Genomic DNA, 22,983 nt, shown 5'->3' on the forward strand with positions numbered 1-22,983 from the left:
CAGACCCGGCTGGCCCCCTGCTATCAGTTCAATACGGCAGTCCGCTGCTTGATAACATCAGCAATGGCTTCGCCGACGTAACCAACGTTGTTATCGTTCAACCCCGCGACACAAATCCGGCCAGATTGAACGAGGTAGATCGATTTATGCACGCGCAAAACCTCAACTTCCTGCGCAGTCAGCCCGGTGTAGCTGAACATGCCGCGCTGATCCGTCAGATAGCACGCGTCTACATCCGGCGCCAGCGCTTCAAGCGCCGAACGCAGCTTTTGTCGCATCTCTTTCATGCGTCGTCGCATTGTCCCGAGTTCCAGCTGCCAGTGACTCGACAACTCTGGATTGGTCAGGATGGTGCTGACCAGTTGAGCGCCAAATGCGGGAGGACTGGAATAGACCTGTCTGACCGTCGCTTTGAGCTGGCCAAGCACCCGCGATGCGTTCTGCGGATCGGAACATACGATCGAGAGCGCACCCACACGTTCACCATAGAGCGAGAAGTTCTTCGAAAACGAATTGGTCACGATGACCTGAAGTCCAGCTTCGACCATTCGACGGATCGGGGCGGCATCTTCGTCAAGCCCGTCGCCGAAGCCCTGGTATGCCATATCGACGAACGGCAAGAGTTTACGGCGTTTCAAAAGGTATATGACGTCCGTGAACTGTTCCGCTGACAGATCCGCTCCGGTCGGGTTGTGACATGACGGCTGCAACAGCACGATGCTGCCCTCTGGCAGGCTATCGAGCGTCGAGATCATCGCGTCGAAATCGATGCAGTTCTTCTCGACATCGAAGTACGGATAGGTGTTAACCGCCAGATTTGCAGACTCAAGCAGTACGCGGTGGTTATCCCATGTGGGGTTGCTGATCCATATGGCGCTTTCAGGCAGCCAGGCTTTGAGAAAGCGTGCCGCGATGTGAATCGCACCCGAGCCGCCAACGGAATGAATCGTGGCAACACGTCCCGACTTCACGGCTTCGGAATCTCTTCCGAAGACGATTTCCTGGACAGCTGCCCGGTATGCCGCGTCACCTTCCATTGGGAGGTAGGTGTGGGGCCTGGAGGCAGCCTGGAGCATCGAAGCGGCCTGCTTGACGGAATCCAGAACGGGAATTCTCCCCGCCTCATCATAGTAAAGGCCGATACCGAGGTTGGTTTTCTCAGGTCGCTTGTCGGCTAAATATGCTTCCATGAGCGAGAGAATCGGGTCGCCCGGGTAAGCTTCAACGTGCTTGAACATTCCAGTAATCCAGTTTGAGTTTTGGCGTGCGCCTGGGAGGGCGAAAGCGAGAATCAGAGTTCGGTCCGAAGTTGCCAGAGTTCGGGGAACAGAACGATATCCAGCATCTTGCGCAGATACCCGACGCCTTCAGTACCACCCGTGCCACGCTTGAATCCAATGACACGTTCGACTGTCGTCAGATGGCGGAAACGCCATTGCCGGAACGAGTCTTCGATATCCACAAGTTTTTCCGCCAACTGATACAGGCTCCAGAACTCCTGCGGATTGCGGTACACCTGCAGCCAGGCTCCAGCAACGGATGCGTTGTAACGTGTAGGTTGGGTCCAGTCCGCGTTGAGCCGATCGTGGTCAACAGAAAGGCCCGAGCGCGCCAGCAGCCTGATGCTCTCGTCATACAAGGACGGTGTTTCCAACGCCTCCTGGAGGAGCCCGAGACTTTCGGGACGATGCTCATGGGGGCGCAGCATCGTTGCGTTCTTGTTGCCCAGAATGAACTCGATCTCCCTATACTGAGAGGACTGGAAGCCCGACGACAAGCCGAGATAAGGCCTCATCGCCGTGTATTCCGGAGGCGTCATGGTCGCGAGAACGCTCCAGGCCTGGACCAGCTGATCCATGATGCGGGAGACACGCGCGAGCATTTTGAACACCGGCTGAAGTTCATCGCTGCGAACGCCGATTCTTGAAGCACGCAACTCATGCAACATGAGTTTCATCCACAATTCGGACGTCTGATGCTGAACGATAAACAGCATCTCGTTGTGATCGGGAGAGAGCGGATGCTGAGCGCTGAGAACTTCATCGATGTGAAGGTAATCGCCATAGCTCATGGACTTTGAAAAATCCAGTTCTGCGTTGTGCCAGGATTTTTCGCCAGCAGATTCTTTGCCGGACTGATTTGCTGAGAATGGGCAACTCATTTGTATGCTCCGTCAGATATTGAAATCCAGAAAGCTGGGTTCATCAATTCAATGTTCGTAGAATGGCTCGCACGGGACTCGCATCGAGATTGGAAAATTTTAGCGGGAGAGCAATAAGCTCATAGATCCCGTCTGGAACATCATCGAGAACAAGTCCCTCGAGAATTCGCATGTCGAAGCGCAATACCTGGTTATGCGCCAGCATTTCTTTGGACGCTTCGGGGTCGAGAGAAGGTGTGTCGACGCCAATAAGCTTGACCCCACGCAATGCCAGATGCTCTATCGTCTCGGGAGCGATGGACGTGAAATTCGAATCCCACGACTGAGCGGGCACCTTTTCATATGTTCGAATGAGCACTCGCTCAGGAAACTCGTTGCCAGTACTCACAAGATCATCCGGTGTGATTGACGCTTTTCCTGACGGCGCCCGGATGACACGACAAGGGCCAATATAAGGAAAAAGCTCTACCTCTCCGATGCATGCACCTTCGGCGTGATAGTGCCTCGGCGCATCGGTGTGTGCGCCAGTATGTGGCGACATCGTAAATCTGCCGACATTCACAGGGCTTCCGCCTTCCATGCTCCAAACCACAGACTCCTGGAATTCGGTGTCCCCGGGCCAAACAGGAATGCCAGTCTGGATCGCCGGGCTGATATCAATGATTTTTGCCGTACGCGTTGCCATTACACATTCTCCATGCCCGCTGTCATGACAGCGCCTTCGCCGCGTCCATAAGGGCGGCTCGGTCCACGGCGCGTCCCTGACTCATCCACTTTCGCGCGAGCTTCAGTTCCCGCGCATTGTTGATGGCGATGACCCCTCTTAACTGCTCCTCGTTTCCGGGAAAAAATAGCGTCGCGCGCTTCGCAGCGAGGTCGCCGCGCACGACAATGTCCGCATCGGCCGGAAGATCGCCCAGGATCTGCAGGTTCACGTCATACTGATCGGACCAGAACCACGGAATTTCCGCATACGGTGCGTGTACGCCAAGCACGGCCTTCGCGGCCGCGATTGCCTGGTTCTGCGCGTTCGCCCACGATTCGAGCCGCACGCGCCGCTTCAGCCAGCCGTTGTGATGGTTTGCGACGTCGCCGCACGCGAAGATTGCCGGGTCGCTCGTTGCGCCACATTCGTCGACAACGATGCCGTCGGCGACCGCAAGCCCCGCGTCGCTTGCGAGCGACGCATTCAGCGCGAGACCGACGCCGGCCACCGCAAAATCAGCGTCAATCGTCGTGCCGTCGGCGAGCGTTGCACGCACCTGCGAGGTGTCGCCCGGTTGCGCCTCAAGTGACGCGAGCGAAGCGCCCAGATGCACGTCGACTCCGTTTTCGCGGTGAAGGTTGAGCAGAAAATCCGACACGATCTTCGGCACCGAACGCCCGCACAGCCGCGGCGCGCCCTCCACGACGATAGCCTCGACGCCGAGCTTGCGCGCGGTCGCAGCGACTTCGAGGCCGATCCAGCCGCCGCCAATGACGAGCACGCGCCGGCTCGCGCGCAGTTTCTCGCCAAGCGCGGCCGCTTCGTCAAGCGTGCGCAGGTAATGCAGGTTCGGCGTCTTCACGATCGCGTCGGGGAGGCGGCGCGACGTCCCGCCGGTCGCAATTACCAGCCGGTCGTATTCGATCTCGCGGCCGCTTTCAGTTTTCACCACGCGGCGCGCGCGGTCGATCGATGCCGCACGTTCCGGCTGCCACGCCTCGACCTTCAGCGCGTCGAACTCGTCGGGGCGCACGACGCATACGGTGTCGATATTCGCGTCTCCGGCAAGCACGGCCTTCGACAGTGGCGGACGCTCGTACGGCAGGTGCGGCTCGTCGGCGATCATCACGAGGCGGCCCGCGAAACCTTCCGCGCGCAGCGTCTTCAGCACCCAGCCGGCGGCCTGACCGCCACCGATCACGACAACCGTGCTGGGCGCGGCCTGTCGCATGTTCGATTCGCTCATGATTTGCGCTCCGTCATGAACTTGCCTTCCGGCGCCTTCGCATTCTTCTGCCGACGCGTGTTTCCGTCGAGACCGCCGTCGACCGCCCATTCGGCGAACACGGTCGGGCCCGGCTCGAATTCGCGCGGCAGCCAATCGGGCGTCAGCACGTCTTCGTCCGCGTAGTACTCGATCAGCGCGCCGGCGGGATTCTGGAAGTACCAGAAGTACGCGGACGACAACGGATGACGTCCCGGTCCGAGCTGCGTTTGCCAGCCGCAGCGGTCGATGTGCATGCCGCCGCCGAACACCTCATGGATGTCACGTACGGTGAACGCGACGTGGTTCAAGCCGCGCTTGCCATTCGGCAACGCAAGCAGAAACAGGTCGTGGTGGCCGCCATGCGGCGCGCAGCGCATGAACGCGCCGCGGCCCGGGTAGCGGTCCGACGTCTCGAAGCCAAGCAACTCGTGATAGAACTTTTCCTGTGCTGCGAGGCAGTTCGTGAAGAACACGACGTGGCCGACCTCGACCGGCTCGGCGCGCGTATAGATCGGGCTCGGCTGATCGACGCGCACCGTCTGGCCCCACACGTTCGACGGCGAGCCGGTGATGTCGAGCGCGCGCTTGCGCGTCACTTCGATGCGGATCGCCATCCCGTTCGGATCGATGCAGCCGACCGCGTTTTCCTGTGCGTAATAGCCGGGCTGGCCGGCCAGCTTCGTGCGCAGCGCGCCGACTTCCTGCTGCGTCGCAACACCCCACGTGACTTCGCGCAGCGTCGGGCCCGCTTCGAAAGCGGGTGGCAGCGACGGATCGTCGGCCTTGACGACCAGCACGGTGCAGCCATTCATCGTCTCGAAGCGTGCGCACATATCGTCGTGCGCGACTTCCCTCAACCCCCAGTCGGCGAAAAAGCGCCGGCACGTCGCGAGGTCGTCGACGCCGTACGTGATCTGCTCGATACCCAAGATACTCATTGCGTCATTCCCCTTCGCTCAGTTCGCCCACGGCAGCGGCGCGTCGTTCAAGCCCCAGTAGAGGCTCTTCTGCTGCATGTATTCGCGGATGCCCAGACGCCCCTTCTCACGGCCCATCCCGCTCTCCTTCCAGCCCGAGAACGGAGTGGAGATCGAAAACAGCTTGTACGTGTTGATCCACACGGTGCCGGTCTCGAGCGCACGCGCGGTGCGCCACGCTCGCTTGTAGTCGCGCGTCCAGATGCCGGCGGCTAGACCGAACACGCTGTCGTTCGCTTGCGCGATCAGCGACGCTTCGTCGTCGAACGGCATCGCGACCAGCACCGGTCCGAAGATTTCTTCCTGGCAGATGCGCGCGCTGTTCGGCAAGCCTTCAAGAATCGTCGGCTGGTAGAAGAAGCCGTTCTCGCGCCCGTCGCCCGATGGGCGTTCGCCGCCGCACAGCAGTCGACCGCCTTCCTCGAGGCCAAGCGCCACGTAGCGCTCCACCGATTGGCGATGCCTGGCCGTAATCAGCGGCCCCATCTGCGTGTCGGGCCGCGTCGGGTCGCCCACGCGCAGCTTGCGCGCGCCTTCCGCCAGACGCCGCATGAACGCGTCGTAGATCGAGCGTTGCACGAACAGCCGTGAACCCGCGATGCACGCCTCGCCCGACGAGCTGAAGATTCCGTACAGCACGCCGTTGACCGCGTGATCGATATCGGCGTCGTCGAACACGATAGTCGGCGACTTGCCGCCGAGTTCGAGCGACACCGGCATCAGCTTCTCAGCAGCGATGCGCGCGATGCCGCGGCCCACGTCGGTGCCGCCGGTAAACGACACCTTCTTCACGAGCGGGTGACGCACGAGCACGTCGCCGATCACCGAGCCCTTTCCCGGCAGCACGCTCAGCACGCCCTTCGGCACGCCGGCCTCCTCGCAGATGCGCGCGAGCGCAAGCGACGCGAGTGGCGTGACTTCCGCCGGCTTGAGCACCACCGCGTTGCCACCCGCGAGCGCCGGCGCGAGCTTCTGCGCGTCGGAGGCAATTGGCGAGTTCCACGGTGTGATTGCCGCGATCACGCCGATCGGCTCGTAGACGCTCATCGTCAGGTAGTCGCCGCGCGACGGCGTCAGTTCTTCGTCGAGCGTTTCGAGGCACGCCGCGTAATAGCGAAACGTGTTCGCCGCGCTGGCCACCAGCACGCGCGTTTCGGCGATAGGCTTGCCGTTGTCGCGGCGCTGCAGGTTCGCCAGCGCTTCGTGGCGCTGCATGATGAGATCCGCGATGCGGTAGAGCACCAGCGCGCGCTGGTGTGGCTTGAGCGCGGCCCAGTCTGCGCGGCGCCACGCCGCATCGGCGGCCTCGACGGCATCGGCCGCGTCTTGCGCGTTCGCCGTCGAGACTTCCATGTTCAGCGACTGGTCCGCCGGATAGATGCTTGCGTAAGGCGCGCCACGACCACGCCGCCACTCGCCGCCGATCAGGATGTCGCCGTTGGGTACAAGGCTCGTATCGAATTGACTCATTTCAGAGGTCCTACAAGTCTGTCTCTGCGCGCCCACCCTCGCCATCGCGCAGGTGGGCGTTCAATTGCGTGAATTGCCTGAATTTCCCGCTCAGATCACGCAGCGGGCCGCGCGGTTGCGCAGCGCACGGATCGCGCTGAACGCCGTCAATGCGGAAGTCTTGGGGTTATCGGGCAGCGGCATGCCGCTCATTTCGAGTGACATCTCCCCGAACGCGCCGCGCGCGGTAATCCTGTGCACGTTGCGTTCGACGGCGGGATCGGCGATCAGGCGCACGCGCGTCGCGTCGAGTCCGAGCCCCGCGAGCGCGACCGTTGCCGCGACGTTCGCGTTCTTCGGATACAGTCGTGCAGCGTCGCGCGCGGTGCCTTCAAAGATCACCTTCTCTTCGGTCATCGCTCGCAGGTCGCACAGGTCTTCCGCCGGCGTGCCAAGCCAGCCGAGCGGCGGCTTGCGGCCTGCATATAGGACTTCGTCAAGCCCACCCTGCTTCGCAGCAGCGAGCGCGTCGATCCCGCCGATCGCACCGGACAGCAGCGTCACCCTTGCGTCGCCCTCGTCGGCCGCCTTCGACAGTGCCTCGAGAAGCGCAAGATCCGACAGTGCGCCGATGGAGGCGACAGCGCAGTCGATGCCCGACCTGAGCAACGGCACCACATGATCGAGGAGCGCGCCATGGCCCGCGCATTCGAGCACAAACTCCGGCCGACGCGCGAGCGCAGCGACCGACGACACGACTTCGATACCATCGTTGACCGCGTCTCGCACGGCAGAGCATTGATGTTCAGGCACGATAATGTGTGCAATCCGAAGCGCTGCATCTTGTTCGACCGCCCGGTAGACGGTCGCGCCAATTGCCCCAAAACCAATCATCGCAATATCGACCGGCGCATGAGCATGTGCGTTATGCATGCTTTTGCTCCATGGACGTTTCTTTCTTCACGGGAGGACCGGCGAACGCGGATGCAAAGGAGCCGACCGAAAGCATGTCCACTTCGACCATCACTGGGCCCGTCTTCGACATGCCTTCGCGAATGATCTCGTCGGCGTGGTCGAGCGACGCGATGCGATAGTGCGTGAGGCCAAAGCTCGCACAGAACTGCGCGAAATCCGGTTGATGCAGCTGCACGTAGCAGCGGCGACCGCCGTACTGCGCGTCCTGGATATTGCGGATAACGCCATAGCACTGATCATTCATCAGGACGATCATCACGTTCGCGTTTTCCTGGACGGCCGTCACCAGCTCGCCAACGTTGACCATCAGGCCGCCGTCTCCGACGAGGCACACCGTCTTCGCAGCCACATCCGCGAGCGCCGCACCAATCGCCATCTGCATGCCCTGGCCGATGCCGCCGCCCAGCGCATGCACGCCCGCGCGCGGCTCGAAGATCTTCAGCATGCGATTGCCCCACGTGCTATTCGAGATCGTCACGTCGCGCACCCAGTTGTAGTCCCGGCCCACCGCGTGTTGCAGCATATCGACGAGACGCTTGTAGGGTCCAAGGCCCTTGCCCGTTTCGGCGACGGCGATCTCGCGCGTCGCAGCCAGGTCGCTGGCGAATGCGGGATCGATCTTCATGCGGCCTTCGAGGAGTGTCGCAAGTTGATCGAGCACAGCGGCCGCATCGCCGTGAATGAAGAGCTCATTGCGATAGCCGCGGTTGTCGGCGAGCGCATCGGCATCGACACGGAACAGCGGTTGCGGCAGCGCGAGCTTGTACTTGAGCGTTTCGTTGCCGCGCAGACGTGAGCCAACCACGAGCAGCGCGTCGCAGGTCTTGTAGAATTTTTCGACGGCCGGCTGCACGTTGAACGCGCCTAGCGTCGCGGGATGATCTTCGGGCAACACGCCGCGGCCCTGCACGCTCGTCACGATGCGAAAGCCGAGCTTGACGAGACGCTCGACCTGCGCGCGCGCATGACGGCTGCCGCCGCCGAGCCACAGCAGCGGACGCTTCGCCTTCGCGAGTTCGTCGGCGAGCTGCTCAACGCGCTTTGCGTCGTGCGTGAGCGCGGTGATGTGCGGCGCGGTCATGTCGGCCGGCCACTCCACTTCTGCAGCCTGAATGTCGATCGGAATTTCGACGCTGACGGGACCGCTGGGCGCCGTCTGTGCAACACGCGCAGCTTCACGCACAGTCGCAAGCGCCGTTTCGACAGAGCGCACACGAAATGCAGCCTTCGAAATTGCGTTCAACATCGTCAATTGGTCGGGCGCTTCGTGGATATACGCGAGGTCCTGATCCAGATACGGCGTCTCGATCTGGCCGGTAATGTGCAGCAACGCGGTGCCGGCCGTCAGCGCCTCCACCATCGCACCTGCAGCGTTGCCGGCTGCCGTACCCGTGCTCGTGAAAGCGATGCCCAGTCCGCCCGACACGCGTGCGAGACCGTCGGCCATATTCAGCGCGCCCGCTTCACCGCGTGCGCCGACGTAGCGGATCTTGCCGCGTGTGTTGATCGCGTCGAGGATCGGCATGTTGTGAATCGAGATCACGCCGAAAGCGGTCTTGACGCCGCACTGCTCGAGAAAGGCGGCGATCAGTTCGCCGACGGTGGTTTTGTTAGACATGACGTGCAACGCCTCCGGAAACATCGATGTGGCTTCCCGTCGTATACGACGACAAGGGTGTAGCGAGATAAAAGAGCGCTTGTGCGGCTTCTTCAGGACGGCCGAAGCGGCCGAGCGGAATGCTTTTCTTGCGTGCGAGCGCGATCATCCAGTCGTCCCAGCTTTCTCCGGGTTGCGCCTGTGCTTCGTAGCGGCGGCGCCACTGCCCCGACTCGACGATGCCAATCAGAATCGAATTGACGCGAATGCGCTGCGGCGCAAGTTCGGTTGCGAGCGATTTCACGAGGCTTAGCACCCCAGCACGCGCTGAGGAGGTTGCGACCATATGTGGCTCCGGCTGCAATGCCAGGAGCGAGTTGACGCAGGTAATCGTGGGTTCGGCCGTGTTTCGCAGCATCGGCAGGAATGCGCGCGTCGGCCGGATGATGCTGAAATATTTCAGGTTCAGTTCTTCCCGCCATGCGTCGTCGTTCGTGTCGGCGAACGTTGACACGCGGCCCTGACCGGCGTTGTTAATCAGCATGTCGGCGTGGCCGAAGCGCGCAGACACGGCCTGTGCGAAGTCAGCGACGTCGCAGTCATCGAGCACGTTGCAGCGTGCGGCAAGCAACTGTGCGTCCGGAAAGTTGTCGCGTAGCAGGGCGTCCGCCCGCGCAAGACGCTCGCCGTCCCTGCCGCAAATGGCGACCGACGCGCCCGCCTGCAGAAACAGTTCAGCCGTCGCGAGCCCGATGCCGGACGAGCCGCCCGTGACAACCGCGACCCGGCCGCTCAAATCGATCTCTATCATCTCAGTCCCAAAGCCTTAAGAAACGTGTGCCCGCTATCCAAGCGGTAGTTGAGCCGCCGCGACAGTTCCGCCGCTGCGCTTTGTACCTTGTCGATCAGACCGCTCTCGATCAATGTCGAGTCGATCTCTGGGCGCGGTACCGTTACCGTGATGCATGCAACGACCCGCTGCGTGTGGTCGCGCACCGGCGCTGTGACGACTGAAATACCTTGTTCAAATGCCGAATTCCCGAGTGCATAACCGCGCAGCGCGTGTCCGCGGACTACATCAAACAAGGTATCTACGGTCTCCGGCGCGGCCTTCGTCAGGCGTTCGAGTTGTCCCGCCGGATACAAGGCTCGCAATTCCTTCAGTGACAGGTCGCCCATGAGCACATGACCATGCGTTGACGCATGCGCTGGCAGCCGCGTGCCAACGTTTACCCAGATCGAGCCAAAACCCGGAGTGTGGCTTTGCGCCTTCGCTACGAACACCACCTCCCGGCCGTCACGCACGACGATATGCGTTGTAAAGCCAGTCGAGTCGCGCAGGCTCTCGATCACGGGCAGACCGAGATCGGTCAATTCGAGCGAACTCAGGTACTCGAACCCGAGCCGCAACACTGCTATCCCCAGCTTGTAGTTGCGCTCCTTGTCGACGCGCTCGATAAAGCCCAGCAATTCGAGTGTCTGCAGCAGACGAAATACCGTTGTGCGTGGAATATCGAGCCGCTTCGACAACTCCGGCGCGCCAAGCACGGGTTCGCGTGGTGAAAATTCAGTGAGAATCCGCAGACCACGCTCAAGACCCGGCACTACATAGTTCGCCTCGCTTCTCCCACTCGCGACCTCTTCCCTCAACGGTTCGCTCATGACGCGCTCCGCTGTGTGTCGCACTGGCGGCAAAACGACTCGATCAGCGTGGAATACGAACCAGGCGCTTCGACATAGCCTGCGTGCCCGGCCTGCGCAATCACCTGGAGCTCGACATGTGCTGCGACAGCGATTCGCTGACATTCGGTGGGCGGGGTGACTGCATCGTTCGCGCCAACCGCCACCTTTATATGGCCGCAGAAGCCCTCGAGTTCGGATGCGAGATCAGCATTCGCAAGCAAGTGCGTCGCCTGCGCGTAGCCGGCGGGCACAATGCGTGCCATGTTCCAGCGCACCCATGCGCGTGCGTCCTCATTCGCGAAGGGCGACAGCATGTTGCCGCTGCGCTGCTCTGCAAGCCCGGCCGGGCCAAGCTCTGCGAGCATCCCTAGCCGCGCATCGCGGCGGGATTCGCGCGTTGCGGCTGGCGAACTGCCATAGCCACCCGCGGGCGAGATCAGCAGCAGGCCGGCGATCCGCCCAGGCGCCGCGCGGGCGAAAGCGCCCGCGACGATCGCACCGAGTGAATGCCCGACCAGCACACAGCGTTCGATGTTAAGTGCCTCTAGCCACGCGTTCAGCGACCCCGCGTAATCGGCGGCGGCGGGTGACGCGCCATGCACGGGCGTCGACACACCGTAACCGGGCGCGTCCCACGCGAGCACGCGCCGCGAAGCGCCAAGCGCATCGAGCTGGCGCACCCAGGATGCGGCACCCGAGCCGATCCCATGCAACAGCACGACCGGGAGCGCGTGATTAGCATGCTCAGCGCCGGCCTCACGGTAGCCGATCGTGCCAGCCGCGCCAGTTGCGCAGCGTTGCTCGGGAAACTGCTCGAGCAACCCTGTGGACTCCGCGGCACAGTCGCGTTCCCGTTTATCGATGACACTCATAGCCTCGCCCGCCCCGTCTTAGCGCTTGATCTTCGCGAGCGGCGAATCCGGCGGATATGTCGGCGTAACAGGCTTCGGCGAGCCGAGCATCACGCACATCAGCGCGTCTTCCTCGCCGATGTTGATTTCCGTGCGATACACGCCCGGCGGCACTGAAATCAGGTCGCGCTCGCCGAGGATCGCTTCCCAGATCTCGCCTTCGCGCCGCTCGCAGATCACCTTCATTTTGCCGCGTAGCACGAAGAAAATTTCTTCGACGTCGATATGGATGTGGCTCGGGCCGATGTTGCCGGCCGGAATCACCATCGTGGAGAACGTGAAGCCGCCCGCGGGCACCGTATTCACGTCCTTCGCCACACCCGTGCCGCCTGTGCCCACGTAGCGCATCTGAGCGCGGCGGTACTTCGGGTCGTAGTCGGCCTGGAACTTCAGTGCGTCCCAGTCGTAGCGCCGCGTCGCATAGCGCGCGACGCGCCCTTCCATCCAGTCGCCAAAGCTTGTGCCTTCCGGCTGGTCCCACGACTTGCGTTCGAGATCGGCGTCCGCCATCGTCATCTCCTTCAGAGTGAAAAGATCAATTCATCACGAAGCCGCCGTTCACCGGCAGCAGTTGGCCGGTCACGAAGCGCGCGGCGTCCGACAGCAGGAAAAGGACGGGGCCCGTCACGTCCTCGGGCATCTGCGCGCGCGTCAACGCGCGGCCCTGCATATAGAACGCGTGCCGCTCGGCCGGAACATAGGCCGTCGCCTCGACTTCCGTCAGCCCCGGTGCGATCGCATTGACCGTTACGTCACGAGTGCCGAACTCGCGCGCCAGCGCATGCGTCATCGCAATCACCGCGCCCTTGCTGGCGACGTACGCGAGCAGCTTCGGCGCACCCCACAACGCCGTGTCCGATGCGAGGTTCACAATCGCTCCGCGGCCCGACTGCGTGAGGTGCGGCAGCGCGGCATTGCTGACGAGCCATACGCCGCGTACGTTCACGTTCATTACGGCGTCCCAGGTCGACACATCGAGTTCCGTCGACAGCCTGCCACCCGAGTTCGTGATCGCCGCGTTATTGATCAGCGCGTCGATGCCGCCCAGCGCCGCTGCGCCCTGCGCGACGAATGTGTCGACGCTCACCGGATCGGCCAGGTCGAGCGCGAAGAAATGCGCGGCATGGCCTGCTTCCGAAAGCTGCGAGGCGAGCACAAGGCCTTCGTCGACCAGCACGTCGCCGAATGCGACCTGTGCACCCGCTTCGACGAGCGCCTTCACGAACGCCGCACCGAGACCCCGTGCGCCACCCGTCACGAGCACGCGGCGCCCCGTGAGCGACACGACCGGTGCGGGCTCAACCATTCGCGGTCTCCGAAGCGCCTCGCGCCGCGCAGTGTGCATCGGGCGCGGACAGATGTTCCTGCGCGCGCCGGCGCAGCATCCGACGCACACGCGTGATGCCAACGTCGTGCTGGTACAGGTACTCGTGCTCGCGCGCGTTCGGCGCGAGACTTTCGAGGACATGGCGGTCCTGCTCGAGAACGGCCCAATGCAAACCCTCCAGGCGGTTTGGATACAGGAAGCGCCACACATCGCGCTTCCAGCCGCTGACCTTGCGAGTGCGCCAGAAATAGACCTGACAATGGCCCCCATCCACAGGCGTCGCAAATCCAACGATCCCGAAGCTGCCACCAGGGCCGTACTTCTGCTTGTAGGGAATCGCAAGACGCATCCACAGACAGCCGGTTTCGCCGAGCTCGACCCAGTCGAAGTTCACATCGCGCTGCCCGGTCTTCTCGAACATCAGACCCGTTTCGGTCTTGCGCACACGCATGTCGGCCTGTTTGTCGCCTTCGGCCATCGAGTGCGAGCTTGCGTGCAGGTACGCGCCGTGCATCGGGTCCATCACGTTGTCGATGGCGTACTGGTAGTTGCACTTCCAGTTCGACACGCACAGGAAGTGCGCGTACTCGTCCGCGACCAGTTCCTCTGGCAGGTTCAGAGGCGCCGGCTCGCCATGCGCTTCGTCGCCGAACCACAGGAAGATCGCGCCGGCCTTTTCCCGCACCGGGTACGACTTCACGCACTTCGTGCCCTCGAGCGGGCAATTGGCTACAGCCGGGACCTTGTTGACCGTGCCGCCGCCATCGACTTCGATGCCGTGATACCAGCATGCAAGGTTTCCGCCCAGATTCCAGCCCAGTGACAGGCGCGCGCCGCGGTGCGGGCAGCGATCCTCCAGCGCGTGGACCTTGCCCTTGTCGTCGCGCCACAGCACGATCTGCTCGGACAAGCGCGTGAGGCCGACGGGCTCGTTCAACACCTGCCAGCTCGGGGCGACGGGATACCAGTAGTTCTTGATGCCACGGTCGAGGTAGTCACGGACCGGGTCATGTTGGGATGCGTGTTGTGCTTGGGACGTCATCAGTGTGCTCCGGATGCGGTTGTCGACCGGTCGGCAGGCCAGCGGATCGGCGCGGTCATTGCGCGAGCGCGGTGATTTCTGCGCGAAAGCGCTCGACGGTCCACGGCGCGCCGTCCGGCGTGCGCAAGCCGATGCGGTTCAGGCCCGCGACGACGTCGTCCAATTCGATCGCGCCGGTCTCGAATACGCGTTCGAGCGCGTCACCAAGTTCGTTCTCGTACTGCGTGGGTTCGGCCTTCCGCGTCTGCCAGATGTGGTTCTCGACTTCACCCGGGATTTCAATCTTGCCCTTGCCCGCGACGTTATTCGGTTGCGGCGCTAGCCACGGTTTCAGGAAGGGATTGAAGTTAAGGACTGCTTCTTTCATTCATTCCACCTTGATCTGGATTTCCTCGCCGGCGAGGCGCACGGCGTACTGCTTCAGCGCACGGCCACCCGGTCCTTTCAGGCATTCGCCTGTTCTGATGTCGAATACCGCCTCGTGCAGCGGGCATTCGACCGTGCCTTCGTCGACGAACCCCTGTGTCAACAGTGCGTAGGCATGTGGACACACGTTTTCGAGCGCGTACACCTCGTCACCGACACGATAGATTCCGATCTCCACGCCATCGGTCCGCTTGAACTCCATTGGCGTGTCTTCCGACAGCGCACCGACGTGCCCGGCGCATACCCATTGTTCAGACATCTCACACCCTTCCTTCAGATCGGCTCTCAATTACGTTCCATGTGCGGAACATCGGTTTATGTGTGGCGATTATAGGAAGCGTGCACGACAAGAGAAACCGAAATATTGTTCACCACAGCATGACTTCAACGCATGCAGCTGGATCAGATAGATCCACATATTCCCTCGCAATTTCAGAAAACATTTGTTCCGCAGGCGGTGTCGTTTTCCAGCTCCTTCAATCAATTCGTTATCCTAATTTAATAGGCGAAAGACTAAGCAACCACGTACGGATAGAAATGCCATGGCAGAGTGCAAATGAGAGGGATTCGACGTGTAGTCGTCCTTGGTAAAGATCGGAGCTGAAATCAATGTACTTGCGATCTAAACAGTCAACTTCAGACGATGAAGCACACGTGCCGTGCAACCGTTCGCCGCGCCTAGGCGTGGCGTACAGATCTGTCTACGTTCTCACTAGCAAGGCGAACCCCGCCGCGCGTCGATCCAACGATCTGCTAGTCGTGATGCCGCAACTGGAACCCAGCTATCACCTCGTTCAGTAGACGCCCCTCTTGTTCCAGCGACCGCGATGCGGCTGCTGCCTCCTCAACAAGTGCCGCGTTCTTCTGCGTGACATCGTCCATCTGAGCGATTGCAAAATTCACCTGCTCGATACCCCGACTCTGCTCATCCGAAGCCGTGGCGATCTCACCCGTGATGCTCGCCACCCGGCTCACCGAACGTGTCATCTCCGACATCGTCTGTCCCGCCTCGCCAGCGAGAGCAAAACCCTGCTGAATCCCGGCCACCGACGAATCGAGCAGTTCCTTAATCTCCTTCGCTGCAACTGACGAGCGTTGCGCAAGGCTGCGTACCTCACCCGCGACTACCGCAAAGCCTCGCCCCTGCTCCCCCGCCCGGGCCGCTTCTACCGAGGCGTTAAGTGCGAGGATGTTGGTCTGAAATGCGATACCCTCGATCAACGTCGTAATTTCCGCGATATGACCGGAACTCTTGTTAATCGCACTCATTGTGTGCGCAACCCGTTCGACGACGTCATTGCCGCGGTGCGCCACATCGGTCGCTTCAACAGCGAGCGTACTTGCCTGCCTCGCATTGTCGGCATTGTTCCTTACTGTCGACGTTAGCTGCTCCATACTGGCAGCCGTTTCCTCAAGTGCGCAGGCCTGTTGCTCAGTTCGCTGAGAGAGATCGGCGTTGCCTGCTGCGATTTCACTCGCGGAGATTCGTACGGTCTCACTGCTGGCACGGATGTCGAGCAGCACGCGGTTGAGTTTCTCGACGAATGCGTTGAATTGCATGGCCAATATTCCGACTTCGTCGCCGCTCGTTACGGGAAGGCGGCGGGTCAAGTCTCCGTCGCCCGACGCTATCTCCTGCATTCCGTGCGCCAGTTGCCGGAGCGGTTCGGTCAGCCTGCGACCCAACACGATTGTCAAAACAAGAGATCCGATGACCAAAAGGACGCCACCGAACGACAGGGCGAGGGTCAGCCGGTTCGCCGCGGCCATCATTTCCGAGCGCGGAATCAAGCCGATATATTTCCACCCCAGGTCGGGCGACGTATAAACAACACTGTCGTAGCGGATGCCATCCAGTTCCACCGAGCGCGCGCCGTTGGCAGTCTGTGCGAGGTCGCGATAGCCTCCACCGAGTTCCTTCATCGATTTGAAGGCGTTTGCGGGGTTGTGCGGGTCGACGAGCACGTTCCCACCGTCTTCGACAATCATTAGATATCCAGTGCCGCCAAATCGGACCTGCGCAACCATTTTTGCCAGACTGTTGAGCGAGATGTCCATGCCAAAGACACCAGTTAGCTGGCCCTGTGCATTCCGGACAGGACGCACAAAGCTGATGACGGCCCCGTTGTCATCTCCAAATGACCTGTATGCAGGAGTGCGACGCACCTCTCCCTGTGACTGGATGCCTTTGTCATAAAAGGGACGATCACGTGGATCATACCTGGAGTTCAGATTGCTCTGCGGCCATTGGATATAACCGCCCCACTTCGTTCCGAGGTAGACGTAGCGCAAATCCCCGTGGCTCTCGCCGAAGCTCTTGAACAAAGAATATATCTGTGATTCGACACCCCCATTCTTGTCGGGCGTCATCGCGCCGCCGTGCGTCAGGTAATTCGTCACCGTCTCGTCTGCGGACTGCACCACAGGAGTGTTCGACACGAACATCACGTTATCGCGCATCAGTCTAAACATGTCCTTCAAACTCATGTCAATCTGACGGATGTGGCCTATGCTCGATTCGTTGAAGTTCTGTTCTGCCAGACGGCGAACATTGAGCGTCGCAAACAAGGTGATCGCAATGATCGTTGTGGTCAGAGCAGCGCCAAATATCAGCGTGAGCTTGACGGAAATAGAATGTGCACGAACAGGCAAGATCCCTCCTGACGGATACCTATCGTTGAAGCATATGGTCTGTTTGTGGACCTAACGCGTGAAGGCTGAAAGCTGTGAGTAGGCGGCACCGGGACGACCGCCTTCCGTTTGCAGGGACCAGTGCCCCTCGTGCCTAGAAACGTATCCGAGTCGACGAGTGCCCGATAAGGCGTTGCGATGGCTCGCAGCTAGAGTGCTGGCGTTTCGTTGCCTGCCCCGCTTGTGATGCCCCGTCCGGCCCGAAAAAGCCATCACTCCTGCATCGGTGGTCTTCTTGCGGAGTGCGCTTTACCTGGAGGAATTACTGAACCCCGAACCCACCACGATTTCTTTTTCGAAAAAGCGCCGGCCTATGACCGGCGTCAATTTAAGTAACGTCACAAGGCTTGCCTTGTCGCCATGTTGATGACCCTACGCAGACGTTGGCTTCATCCCGTCAGATTCAGACAGATCACGCGGCTGCCTTAAGGTTGCCGTGCGGATCTATAACAAATTTCTTCGGCACGCCCGAATCGAATTCGGCATATCCGTCCGGCGCACGGTCCAGGTCAATGACAGTGACATTGACTACATCTGCGATATTCAGACGGTCCCAGAGGATTGCCTGCATCAGGCTTCGGTTGTACTTCATGACAGGGGTTTGCCCGGTGAAGAAGGAATGCGACTTCGCCCAACCAAGCCCAAGCCGAACGGAGAGACTGCCTTTCTGTGCCGCTGTATCGCTCGCACCAGGATCGTCAGTCACATACAGGCCTGGAATGCCAATCTTTCCGGCAACTCGCGTCACCTCCATCAACGAGTTCAGCACCGTCGCCGGAGCCTCGACCTGGGATCCCGCGTGCCCGTGTCCGCGTGCTTCGAAACCAACGCAGTCGATGGCGCAATCGACTTCGCGCTCGCCCAGCAAATTGGCGATCTGGTCTGCCAGCGGAGCATCTTCAGAAAGATCGACCGTCTCGAAGCCAACGCGTCTGGCATGCTCCAGTCGTTTGGGATTCACATCGCCAATGATGGTCACTGCGGCACCAAGGAGCCTCGAAGATGCCGCTGCAGCAAGGCCAACGGGACCCGCGCCCGCGACGTACACCGTGGCACCCGGCGCTACACCCGCCGTCATCGCTCCGTGGTACCCAGTAGGCAGGATGTCGGACAAGCAGGTGAGATCGCGAATTTTTCCCATGGCCCGATCCCGGTCAGGGAACTTGAGCAGGTTAAAGTCAGCGTAGGGCACCATCACGAATTCGGCCTGCCCACCTATCCAACCGCCCATATCGACATAGCCGTACGCGCCTCCAGCGCGCGTGGGATTCACGGTCAGACACACGCCGGTATTCTGTGCCTTGCACATCGGACAGCGTCCACACGCGACGTTGAAGGGCACCGAAACGAGATCGCCCTTTTTCAGCGTGAGAACATCTGAACCGGTTTCGATCACTTCGCCCGTTATTTCGTGTCCCAGTACGAGCCCTGCCGGCGCAGTCGTCCTACCACGCACCATATGCTGGTCGGAACCACAGATGTTCGTGGCAACAACCCGAAGGATGGCCCCGTGACTGGCTTTGCGACCGGACGGATCGGAGAGCTCAGGGAACGCAATGCTGCGCACCTCGACCTTTCCGGGTTCCACATAGACAACTCCACGATTTCCTGACATGACGCCTCCGAGATTGTTTTCGCCGGGATTCGAGAGCAGTCCCTGTCACGACCGCCCTGCCTCACAGTCGTTGTGAAAGCTGCTCGATTCGAGCAATGCCCGGCAATCATCAGAGTTCGAAATTTAGCCGTCAAAGCAGTTTTTCTGAGCCACCGCATGCGGATTTGCATACAGAGGCCTGCGGCCCGGCACTGGCTGGCCTGCCGGGCGGGAGTCACATCGTGGCGCCTTCCGATGTATGAAATTGTGAATGCCATCGCTTGCCCATCGGAACCGCAAAACGCGCGCAAAACCTACGTCCTGCCGATGTGCGAAGTGCGAAGAATCTGACGAAAAGCCTTTACAGACTGGGATTGGCTTGCTTTTCCGCCCAAGCCAGTTGAAATGTGGCTGATAGTCAAGGTGGCTGGAAGGCCATGCCTATGTCCAACAAAAATTCATGCATACCATCAGTTTTCATGGCTTGCAAGGCTTCCTTCCTGCAGGTCAAATCGGCATGTGTAAACGTTCCTTGATGCATTTCAACCTAACTGAACACCGCCATGCTGTCGAACAGTCAACTTCTCTCCCTTATCGAGTCACGCGTGAACGGGCGCTCGCTGCCTCAGCCGTTCTACACCGATGAAGCGGTATTTGAGCGCGACCTGGAACTGATCTGGGAGCGTCAATGGCTCCTCGCCGGCGTTGCAGCGCAGATTCCGAAACCAGGCAACTGGTTCACGCTTGAGGTCGGGTCCAGTTCCATCGTCGTGATCCGTGACCGCAGCAAGGCAATTCGGGCCTTCTACAATACTTGCCGCCATCGCGGCTCGAGGATCTGCGCCGGCGACAAGGGTTCGTCGGGGACGCTCGTATGCCCGTATCACCAATGGACCTATGGTCTGGATGGCAAACTGCTGTTCAGCAAGGAGATGGGTGAAGAATTCGATGCATCACAATACTCGCTCAAGCCTGTGCATTGCGAATCGGTCGAAGGCTACATCTTTATCTCGCTTGCAGTGACGCCACCACTGTTCGAGGAATTCCGCAGGCAGGTGTCGCCATATATCCAGCCTCATGGCCTCGACAACGCAAAGGTCGCATTCGAGTCGACCATTGTCGAAAAGGGCAACTGGAAGCTGGTCCTCGAGAACAATCGCGAGTGCTATCACTGCACCGGAAGCCACCCCGAGCTACTGCGCACGATTTCGGAGTTTGACGGGCCAACGGACCCCCGATTCGGCGGCGAATACGCTCAGAAATGCGAGAAAGACGAAGCGCGCTGGACAGCCAACGGGCTGCCCTACAAGCCCATCGAAACCGACGAAGGCTATCGCATGGTCCGCGCCGCAATGGAGCGCGGAGTCTCCTTCACCATGAACGGTGACCTCGCCTGCACGAAGCTGTTGGGCACCAACCTGGATGAGGACGTCGGCTCGCTACGGTTGCTCCGCTTTCCGAATACGTGGAACCACGTTCTTTCGGATCACGCCATTGCGTTCAGGCTGCTTCCGCTCAGCGCCACGGAAACGCAGGTGACGACGTGGTGGCTGGTAAGCGCGGACGCCGTGGAAGGCGAGGACTATGACCTCGATAATCTCACCGCGGTCTGGAAGGCCACGAACGCCCAGGACCAGCGGCTTGTCGAGGCCAATCAGCAAGGCATCAACTCCATGGGTTATCAACCTGGCCCATATTCCCCGCTCGTCGAGCGCGGCGTCACCGAGTTCATCGAGTGGTATCTGAGCACGTTGAAGAATGAGTTGAAGAGTACGCCGAAGACAATTGTTGTGGAGTGCATTGCAGAATGACGACGACCGCTTTCACCGATGCATTGTGCGTTGGCATCAGGCGAGAGAACTGGAATGTAAAGACGTTCCAGTTCTCTCTCGCACAACCTCATGAACCACTTCAGTTTGAAGCCGGGCAGTATGTCACGCTGGGCGTGGATACCGGAAACGAGAGGCTTTACCGGTGCTACACGATTTCGTCCGTACCGGACACGCTTGGCAACGCCACATTCGAGATTACCGTCAAGCGTTCACCGACCGGTGCCGTCTCTACATGGCTTCATGATAGTTTGACCGTCGGTGAAAGCTTGCATGTCTCGCGGCCCGCTGGCGATTTTGTCTTGCCGGATAACCATGCAGAGCCACTGCTCTTTGTGGCCGGCGGCGTGGGTATCACACCGCTTATTTCGATGGCGCGGGCGATTCATGCCCAAGGCGAAAACTCGAACATTCAGTTCTTGCAATTTGCGCGGACGCCCGCCGATATCCTCTTTCATGAGGAATTGCTGGAGATCGGTCGCTCGTCCCGCGGCATTACTCCGCACTTCTACATTTCGGATGAAGTCAACGCAGAATTCTCCCCCGGTCTTCTTTCCAAAGAACTGCTTGACCAGGAAGTTCCGGACTGGACCTCCAGGCAAGTGCTTTGTTGCGGGCCTGACGTGTTTATGTCCATTATGCGCACCCTGTTCCTCGAGAACGGAGGCACTGCACCCCGCTTTCATCAGGAGAGGTTTCAACTGCCTGAGCAGACACCCAAGCAGGTGGCAGGCTCCGTGGGGATATCCAGAATCCGATTGTCACAATCGCTGCTAGAACTCGATTGCCCGCCCGGCACCACGATTCTGGATGCGCTCCATGCCCTCCCGAATGGACCCAAGATCCCCAACGCGTGTCGCTCCGGCGTGTGCGGAACGTGCAAACTTCGCAAGTTGGAGGGACAAGTCGAGATGAATCACAACGGCGGCATTACAGACGAGGAGGTGGACGAAGGGTACGTCCTTCCGTGCTGCTCCATACCGCTATCGGACGTAACCATCGAGTACTAGGCGACAAAGGCACCTATGCCCAGACACTCTGGTTCGCAAAATCGATCAGCCAATCCAGGAAAACTCTGGCGGGCGCACTGAGTTCCTCATTGTCTGCGTAGATGATGTATTCGCACAGGCCTGTCTTGACAGAGACGTCAAGCGGCCGAACAAGGAGCGCGTCCCTGTCTTCTTGCGGAACACCGTACGCCCAGGCGAGCGCCACTCCTTTTCCGCTGCAGGCAGCGCGATAGACAAGATCATAGTTGGACAGCGTCAGGTTCTTTCTCACAGCGCCAGGCTGAAAGCCCGCGCTCTCAAACCACGTATCCCACGAATTCGACTCCGCACTGTCGGAGTCGTATTCAATAAGTTCGCATTCCATCAGGTCTTGCACGGTTTTGATACCGTGGTTCCGCTGATAGGATGGGGCGCAAACCGGAAAAATCACTTCCTCGAAGAGCTTGACCTTCGTAAGGTTTGGCCAATGCCCATCACCATATCTGATGGCAAGGTCGATTGGCTCGTGCCATGGGTCGATGGGCGAGTTGCTCGCCAGCACCCGGATATCAATGTTTGGATGCTGGCTGCGGAATTCGAAGATTGCAGGCATCAGCCAGAAGTTCGCCATCGCATTGCTTGCCGCGATGGTTACGGTGCTGGTATCAAGCGCTTCGATCATCGTCACAGCTCGGCGAATCGAATTCAGGCTCTGTGCGATCGCCTGCTGGAAGATGAGCCCAGCGCGCGTAAGCTGGATCTCTTTGTGCCGTCGAGTGAAAAGCGGCACACCCATGCGTTCCTCAAGGACCTGGATCTGCCTGCTTACTGCCCCCTGTGAAAGGTGAAGCTCTTCGGCCGCCTTGGTGAAGCTCGTCAGTCGCGCCGACGCCTCAAAAGCAGAAATTGTGTTCAGCGGGGGCAGCCGCTTGCGTGGCGTGGGCAACTTGTAGTCTCCAGGAGCACGCGCCTAAAAATTGATCTTGGTCAAAGGCGCAAGTTGGACACTCTACTGCATTCACAAATCGTGGGCTACATAATCAGGGCGCGCGTAGGTCAGGATATACCCTATGACCGCATGAGCCGCTAGGCGTATGACGTATAGGAAATTCACACCAGCACATAACGCGACTGGCTAGGGCCTATTTGCATCAAAAATTGCATACAAGGCCCGTTAGGATCGACAGATGATTGTGGCAGCCTTACATGCTCGCGCAGACTGAAAAACGCCCCTAGAACACCTGATATTCCGGGCGATCCCGTGCCTCTGCGCCTCAAACATGGATGCCCGGCCGGACCTCCTACTCATCGATATGGCCAACTGATTGCGGGTTTCCGAGGGGCGCAGAATTTGTCTGC

At 60.2% G+C, this 22,983-nt stretch carries 21 protein-coding genes; 2 read left to right on the forward strand and 19 right to left on the reverse strand.

The features are described 5' to 3' along the window. Positions 1 to 23: 23 nt before the first annotated feature. The 18 genes from B0G71_RS39800 to fdhA all read right to left on the reverse strand — a co-directional run bounded on the left by B0G71_RS39800 (position 24) and on the right by fdhA (position 18,827). On the reverse strand, positions 24 to 1,238 hold the full coding sequence (locus tag B0G71_RS39800; protein WP_116149911.1) for an amino acid aminotransferase: 1,215 nt from the start codon (positions 1,236 to 1,238) through the stop codon (positions 24 to 26). Between the two features lie 53 nt (positions 1,239 to 1,291). Continuing rightward, positions 1,292 to 2,161: a tryptophan 2,3-dioxygenase gene (kynA, locus tag B0G71_RS39805; RefSeq protein ID WP_116149913.1), complete on the reverse strand. Its 870-nt coding sequence runs from the start codon at positions 2,159 to 2,161 to the stop codon at positions 1,292 to 1,294. A 43-nt stretch (positions 2,162 to 2,204) separates the two neighbouring features. Continuing rightward, on the reverse strand, positions 2,205 to 2,846 hold the full coding sequence (gene kynB, locus B0G71_RS39810; protein ID WP_116149914.1) for an arylformamidase: 642 nt from the start codon (positions 2,844 to 2,846) through the stop codon (positions 2,205 to 2,207). Positions 2,847 to 2,868: 22 nt separating this feature from the next. Beyond that, complete coding sequence (locus B0G71_RS39815; protein ID WP_116149916.1) at positions 2,869 to 4,113, reverse strand: NAD(P)/FAD-dependent oxidoreductase; 1,245 nt, start codon at positions 4,111 to 4,113, stop codon at positions 2,869 to 2,871. After that, the gene (locus B0G71_RS39820; RefSeq protein WP_116149918.1) at positions 4,110 to 5,072 is read right to left on the reverse strand and encodes a VOC family protein; all 963 of its coding nucleotides are present in this window, start codon (positions 5,070 to 5,072) and stop codon (positions 4,110 to 4,112) included. The genes B0G71_RS39815 and B0G71_RS39820 overlap by 4 nt, the downstream gene beginning before the upstream one ends. Positions 5,073 to 5,090: 18 nt before the next feature. Next, entirely contained in the window at positions 5,091 to 6,581 is a 1,491-nt protein-coding gene (locus tag B0G71_RS39825; RefSeq protein ID WP_116149919.1) for an aldehyde dehydrogenase, read from the reverse strand. Positions 6,582 to 6,671: 90 nt separating this feature from the next. Continuing rightward, complete coding sequence (locus tag B0G71_RS39830) at positions 6,672 to 7,493, reverse strand: aspartate dehydrogenase (protein ID WP_116149921.1); 822 nt, start codon at positions 7,491 to 7,493, stop codon at positions 6,672 to 6,674. After that, positions 7,486 to 9,153, reverse strand: a complete 1,668-nt coding sequence (locus B0G71_RS39835; RefSeq protein WP_116150020.1) for a thiamine pyrophosphate-binding protein — start codon at positions 9,151 to 9,153, stop codon at positions 7,486 to 7,488. The genes B0G71_RS39830 and B0G71_RS39835 overlap by 8 nt, the downstream gene beginning before the upstream one ends. Beyond that, a complete protein-coding gene (locus B0G71_RS39840) occupies positions 9,146 to 9,943 on the reverse strand; it encodes an SDR family oxidoreductase (protein ID WP_116149922.1) in 798 nt (265 codons plus the stop codon). The genes B0G71_RS39835 and B0G71_RS39840 overlap by 8 nt, the downstream gene beginning before the upstream one ends. Further along, on the reverse strand, positions 9,940 to 10,794 hold the full coding sequence (locus tag B0G71_RS39845) for an IclR family transcriptional regulator (RefSeq protein WP_116149924.1): 855 nt from the start codon (positions 10,792 to 10,794) through the stop codon (positions 9,940 to 9,942). Before B0G71_RS39845 ends, B0G71_RS39840 begins: the two co-directional genes overlap by 4 nt. Then, positions 10,791 to 11,687, reverse strand: coding sequence for an alpha/beta fold hydrolase (locus tag B0G71_RS39850; RefSeq protein WP_116149925.1), 897 nt, complete (start codon positions 11,685 to 11,687; stop codon positions 10,791 to 10,793). Before B0G71_RS39850 ends, B0G71_RS39845 begins: the two co-directional genes overlap by 4 nt. A gap of 18 nt (positions 11,688 to 11,705) precedes the next feature. Then, positions 11,706 to 12,236 (reverse strand): cupin domain-containing protein, encoded by a 531-nt coding sequence (locus tag B0G71_RS39855; protein ID WP_116149927.1) that lies wholly within the window; start codon positions 12,234 to 12,236, stop codon positions 11,706 to 11,708. Positions 12,237 to 12,261: 25 nt separating this feature from the next. Continuing rightward, positions 12,262 to 13,032: an SDR family oxidoreductase gene (locus tag B0G71_RS39860; protein ID WP_116149928.1), complete on the reverse strand. Its 771-nt coding sequence runs from the start codon at positions 13,030 to 13,032 to the stop codon at positions 12,262 to 12,264. Beyond that, positions 13,025 to 14,095 carry an aromatic ring-hydroxylating dioxygenase subunit alpha gene (locus B0G71_RS39865; RefSeq protein ID WP_116149930.1) on the reverse strand — a complete coding sequence of 357 codons (1,071 nt, stop codon included), beginning with the start codon at positions 14,093 to 14,095 and terminating at the stop codon, positions 13,025 to 13,027. The genes B0G71_RS39860 and B0G71_RS39865 overlap by 8 nt, the downstream gene beginning before the upstream one ends. Before the next feature lie 55 nt (positions 14,096 to 14,150). Continuing rightward, entirely contained in the window at positions 14,151 to 14,462 is a 312-nt protein-coding gene (locus tag B0G71_RS39870; RefSeq protein WP_116149931.1) for a recombinase-like helix-turn-helix domain-containing protein, read from the reverse strand. Further along, positions 14,463 to 14,780: a non-heme iron oxygenase ferredoxin subunit gene (locus B0G71_RS39875; RefSeq protein WP_116149933.1), complete on the reverse strand. Its 318-nt coding sequence runs from the start codon at positions 14,778 to 14,780 to the stop codon at positions 14,463 to 14,465. 494 nt (positions 14,781 to 15,274) lie between these two features. Beyond that, positions 15,275 to 17,173: a methyl-accepting chemotaxis protein gene (locus B0G71_RS39880; protein WP_116149934.1), complete on the reverse strand. Its 1,899-nt coding sequence runs from the start codon at positions 17,171 to 17,173 to the stop codon at positions 15,275 to 15,277. 451 nt (positions 17,174 to 17,624) lie between these two features. Further along, entirely contained in the window at positions 17,625 to 18,827 is a 1,203-nt protein-coding gene (gene fdhA / locus B0G71_RS39885; RefSeq protein ID WP_116149936.1) for a formaldehyde dehydrogenase, glutathione-independent, read from the reverse strand. Between the two features lie 542 nt (positions 18,828 to 19,369). Between fdhA and B0G71_RS39890 the strand changes: the two genes are divergently transcribed. Together B0G71_RS39890 and B0G71_RS39895 are read left to right on the forward strand one after the other, a co-directional pair. Then, positions 19,370 to 20,617, forward strand: coding sequence for an aromatic ring-hydroxylating dioxygenase subunit alpha (locus B0G71_RS39890; protein WP_116149937.1), 1,248 nt, complete (start codon positions 19,370 to 19,372; stop codon positions 20,615 to 20,617). Continuing rightward, a complete protein-coding gene (locus B0G71_RS39895; RefSeq protein WP_116149939.1) occupies positions 20,614 to 21,645 on the forward strand; it encodes a flavin reductase family protein in 1,032 nt (343 codons plus the stop codon). The genes B0G71_RS39890 and B0G71_RS39895 overlap by 4 nt, the downstream gene beginning before the upstream one ends. Positions 21,646 to 21,658: 13 nt before the next feature. Here the strand turns inward: B0G71_RS39895 and B0G71_RS39900 are convergent, their stop codons facing one another. Next, entirely contained in the window at positions 21,659 to 22,570 is a 912-nt protein-coding gene (locus B0G71_RS39900; protein WP_116149940.1) for a LysR substrate-binding domain-containing protein, read from the reverse strand. Positions 22,571 to 22,983 lie beyond the last annotated feature (413 nt).

Origin of the sequence: Paraburkholderia sp. BL27I4N3 (assembly GCF_003386115.1) — a bacterium.
In the GTDB taxonomy this organism is placed as follows: Bacteria; Pseudomonadota; Gammaproteobacteria; order Burkholderiales; family Burkholderiaceae; genus Paraburkholderia.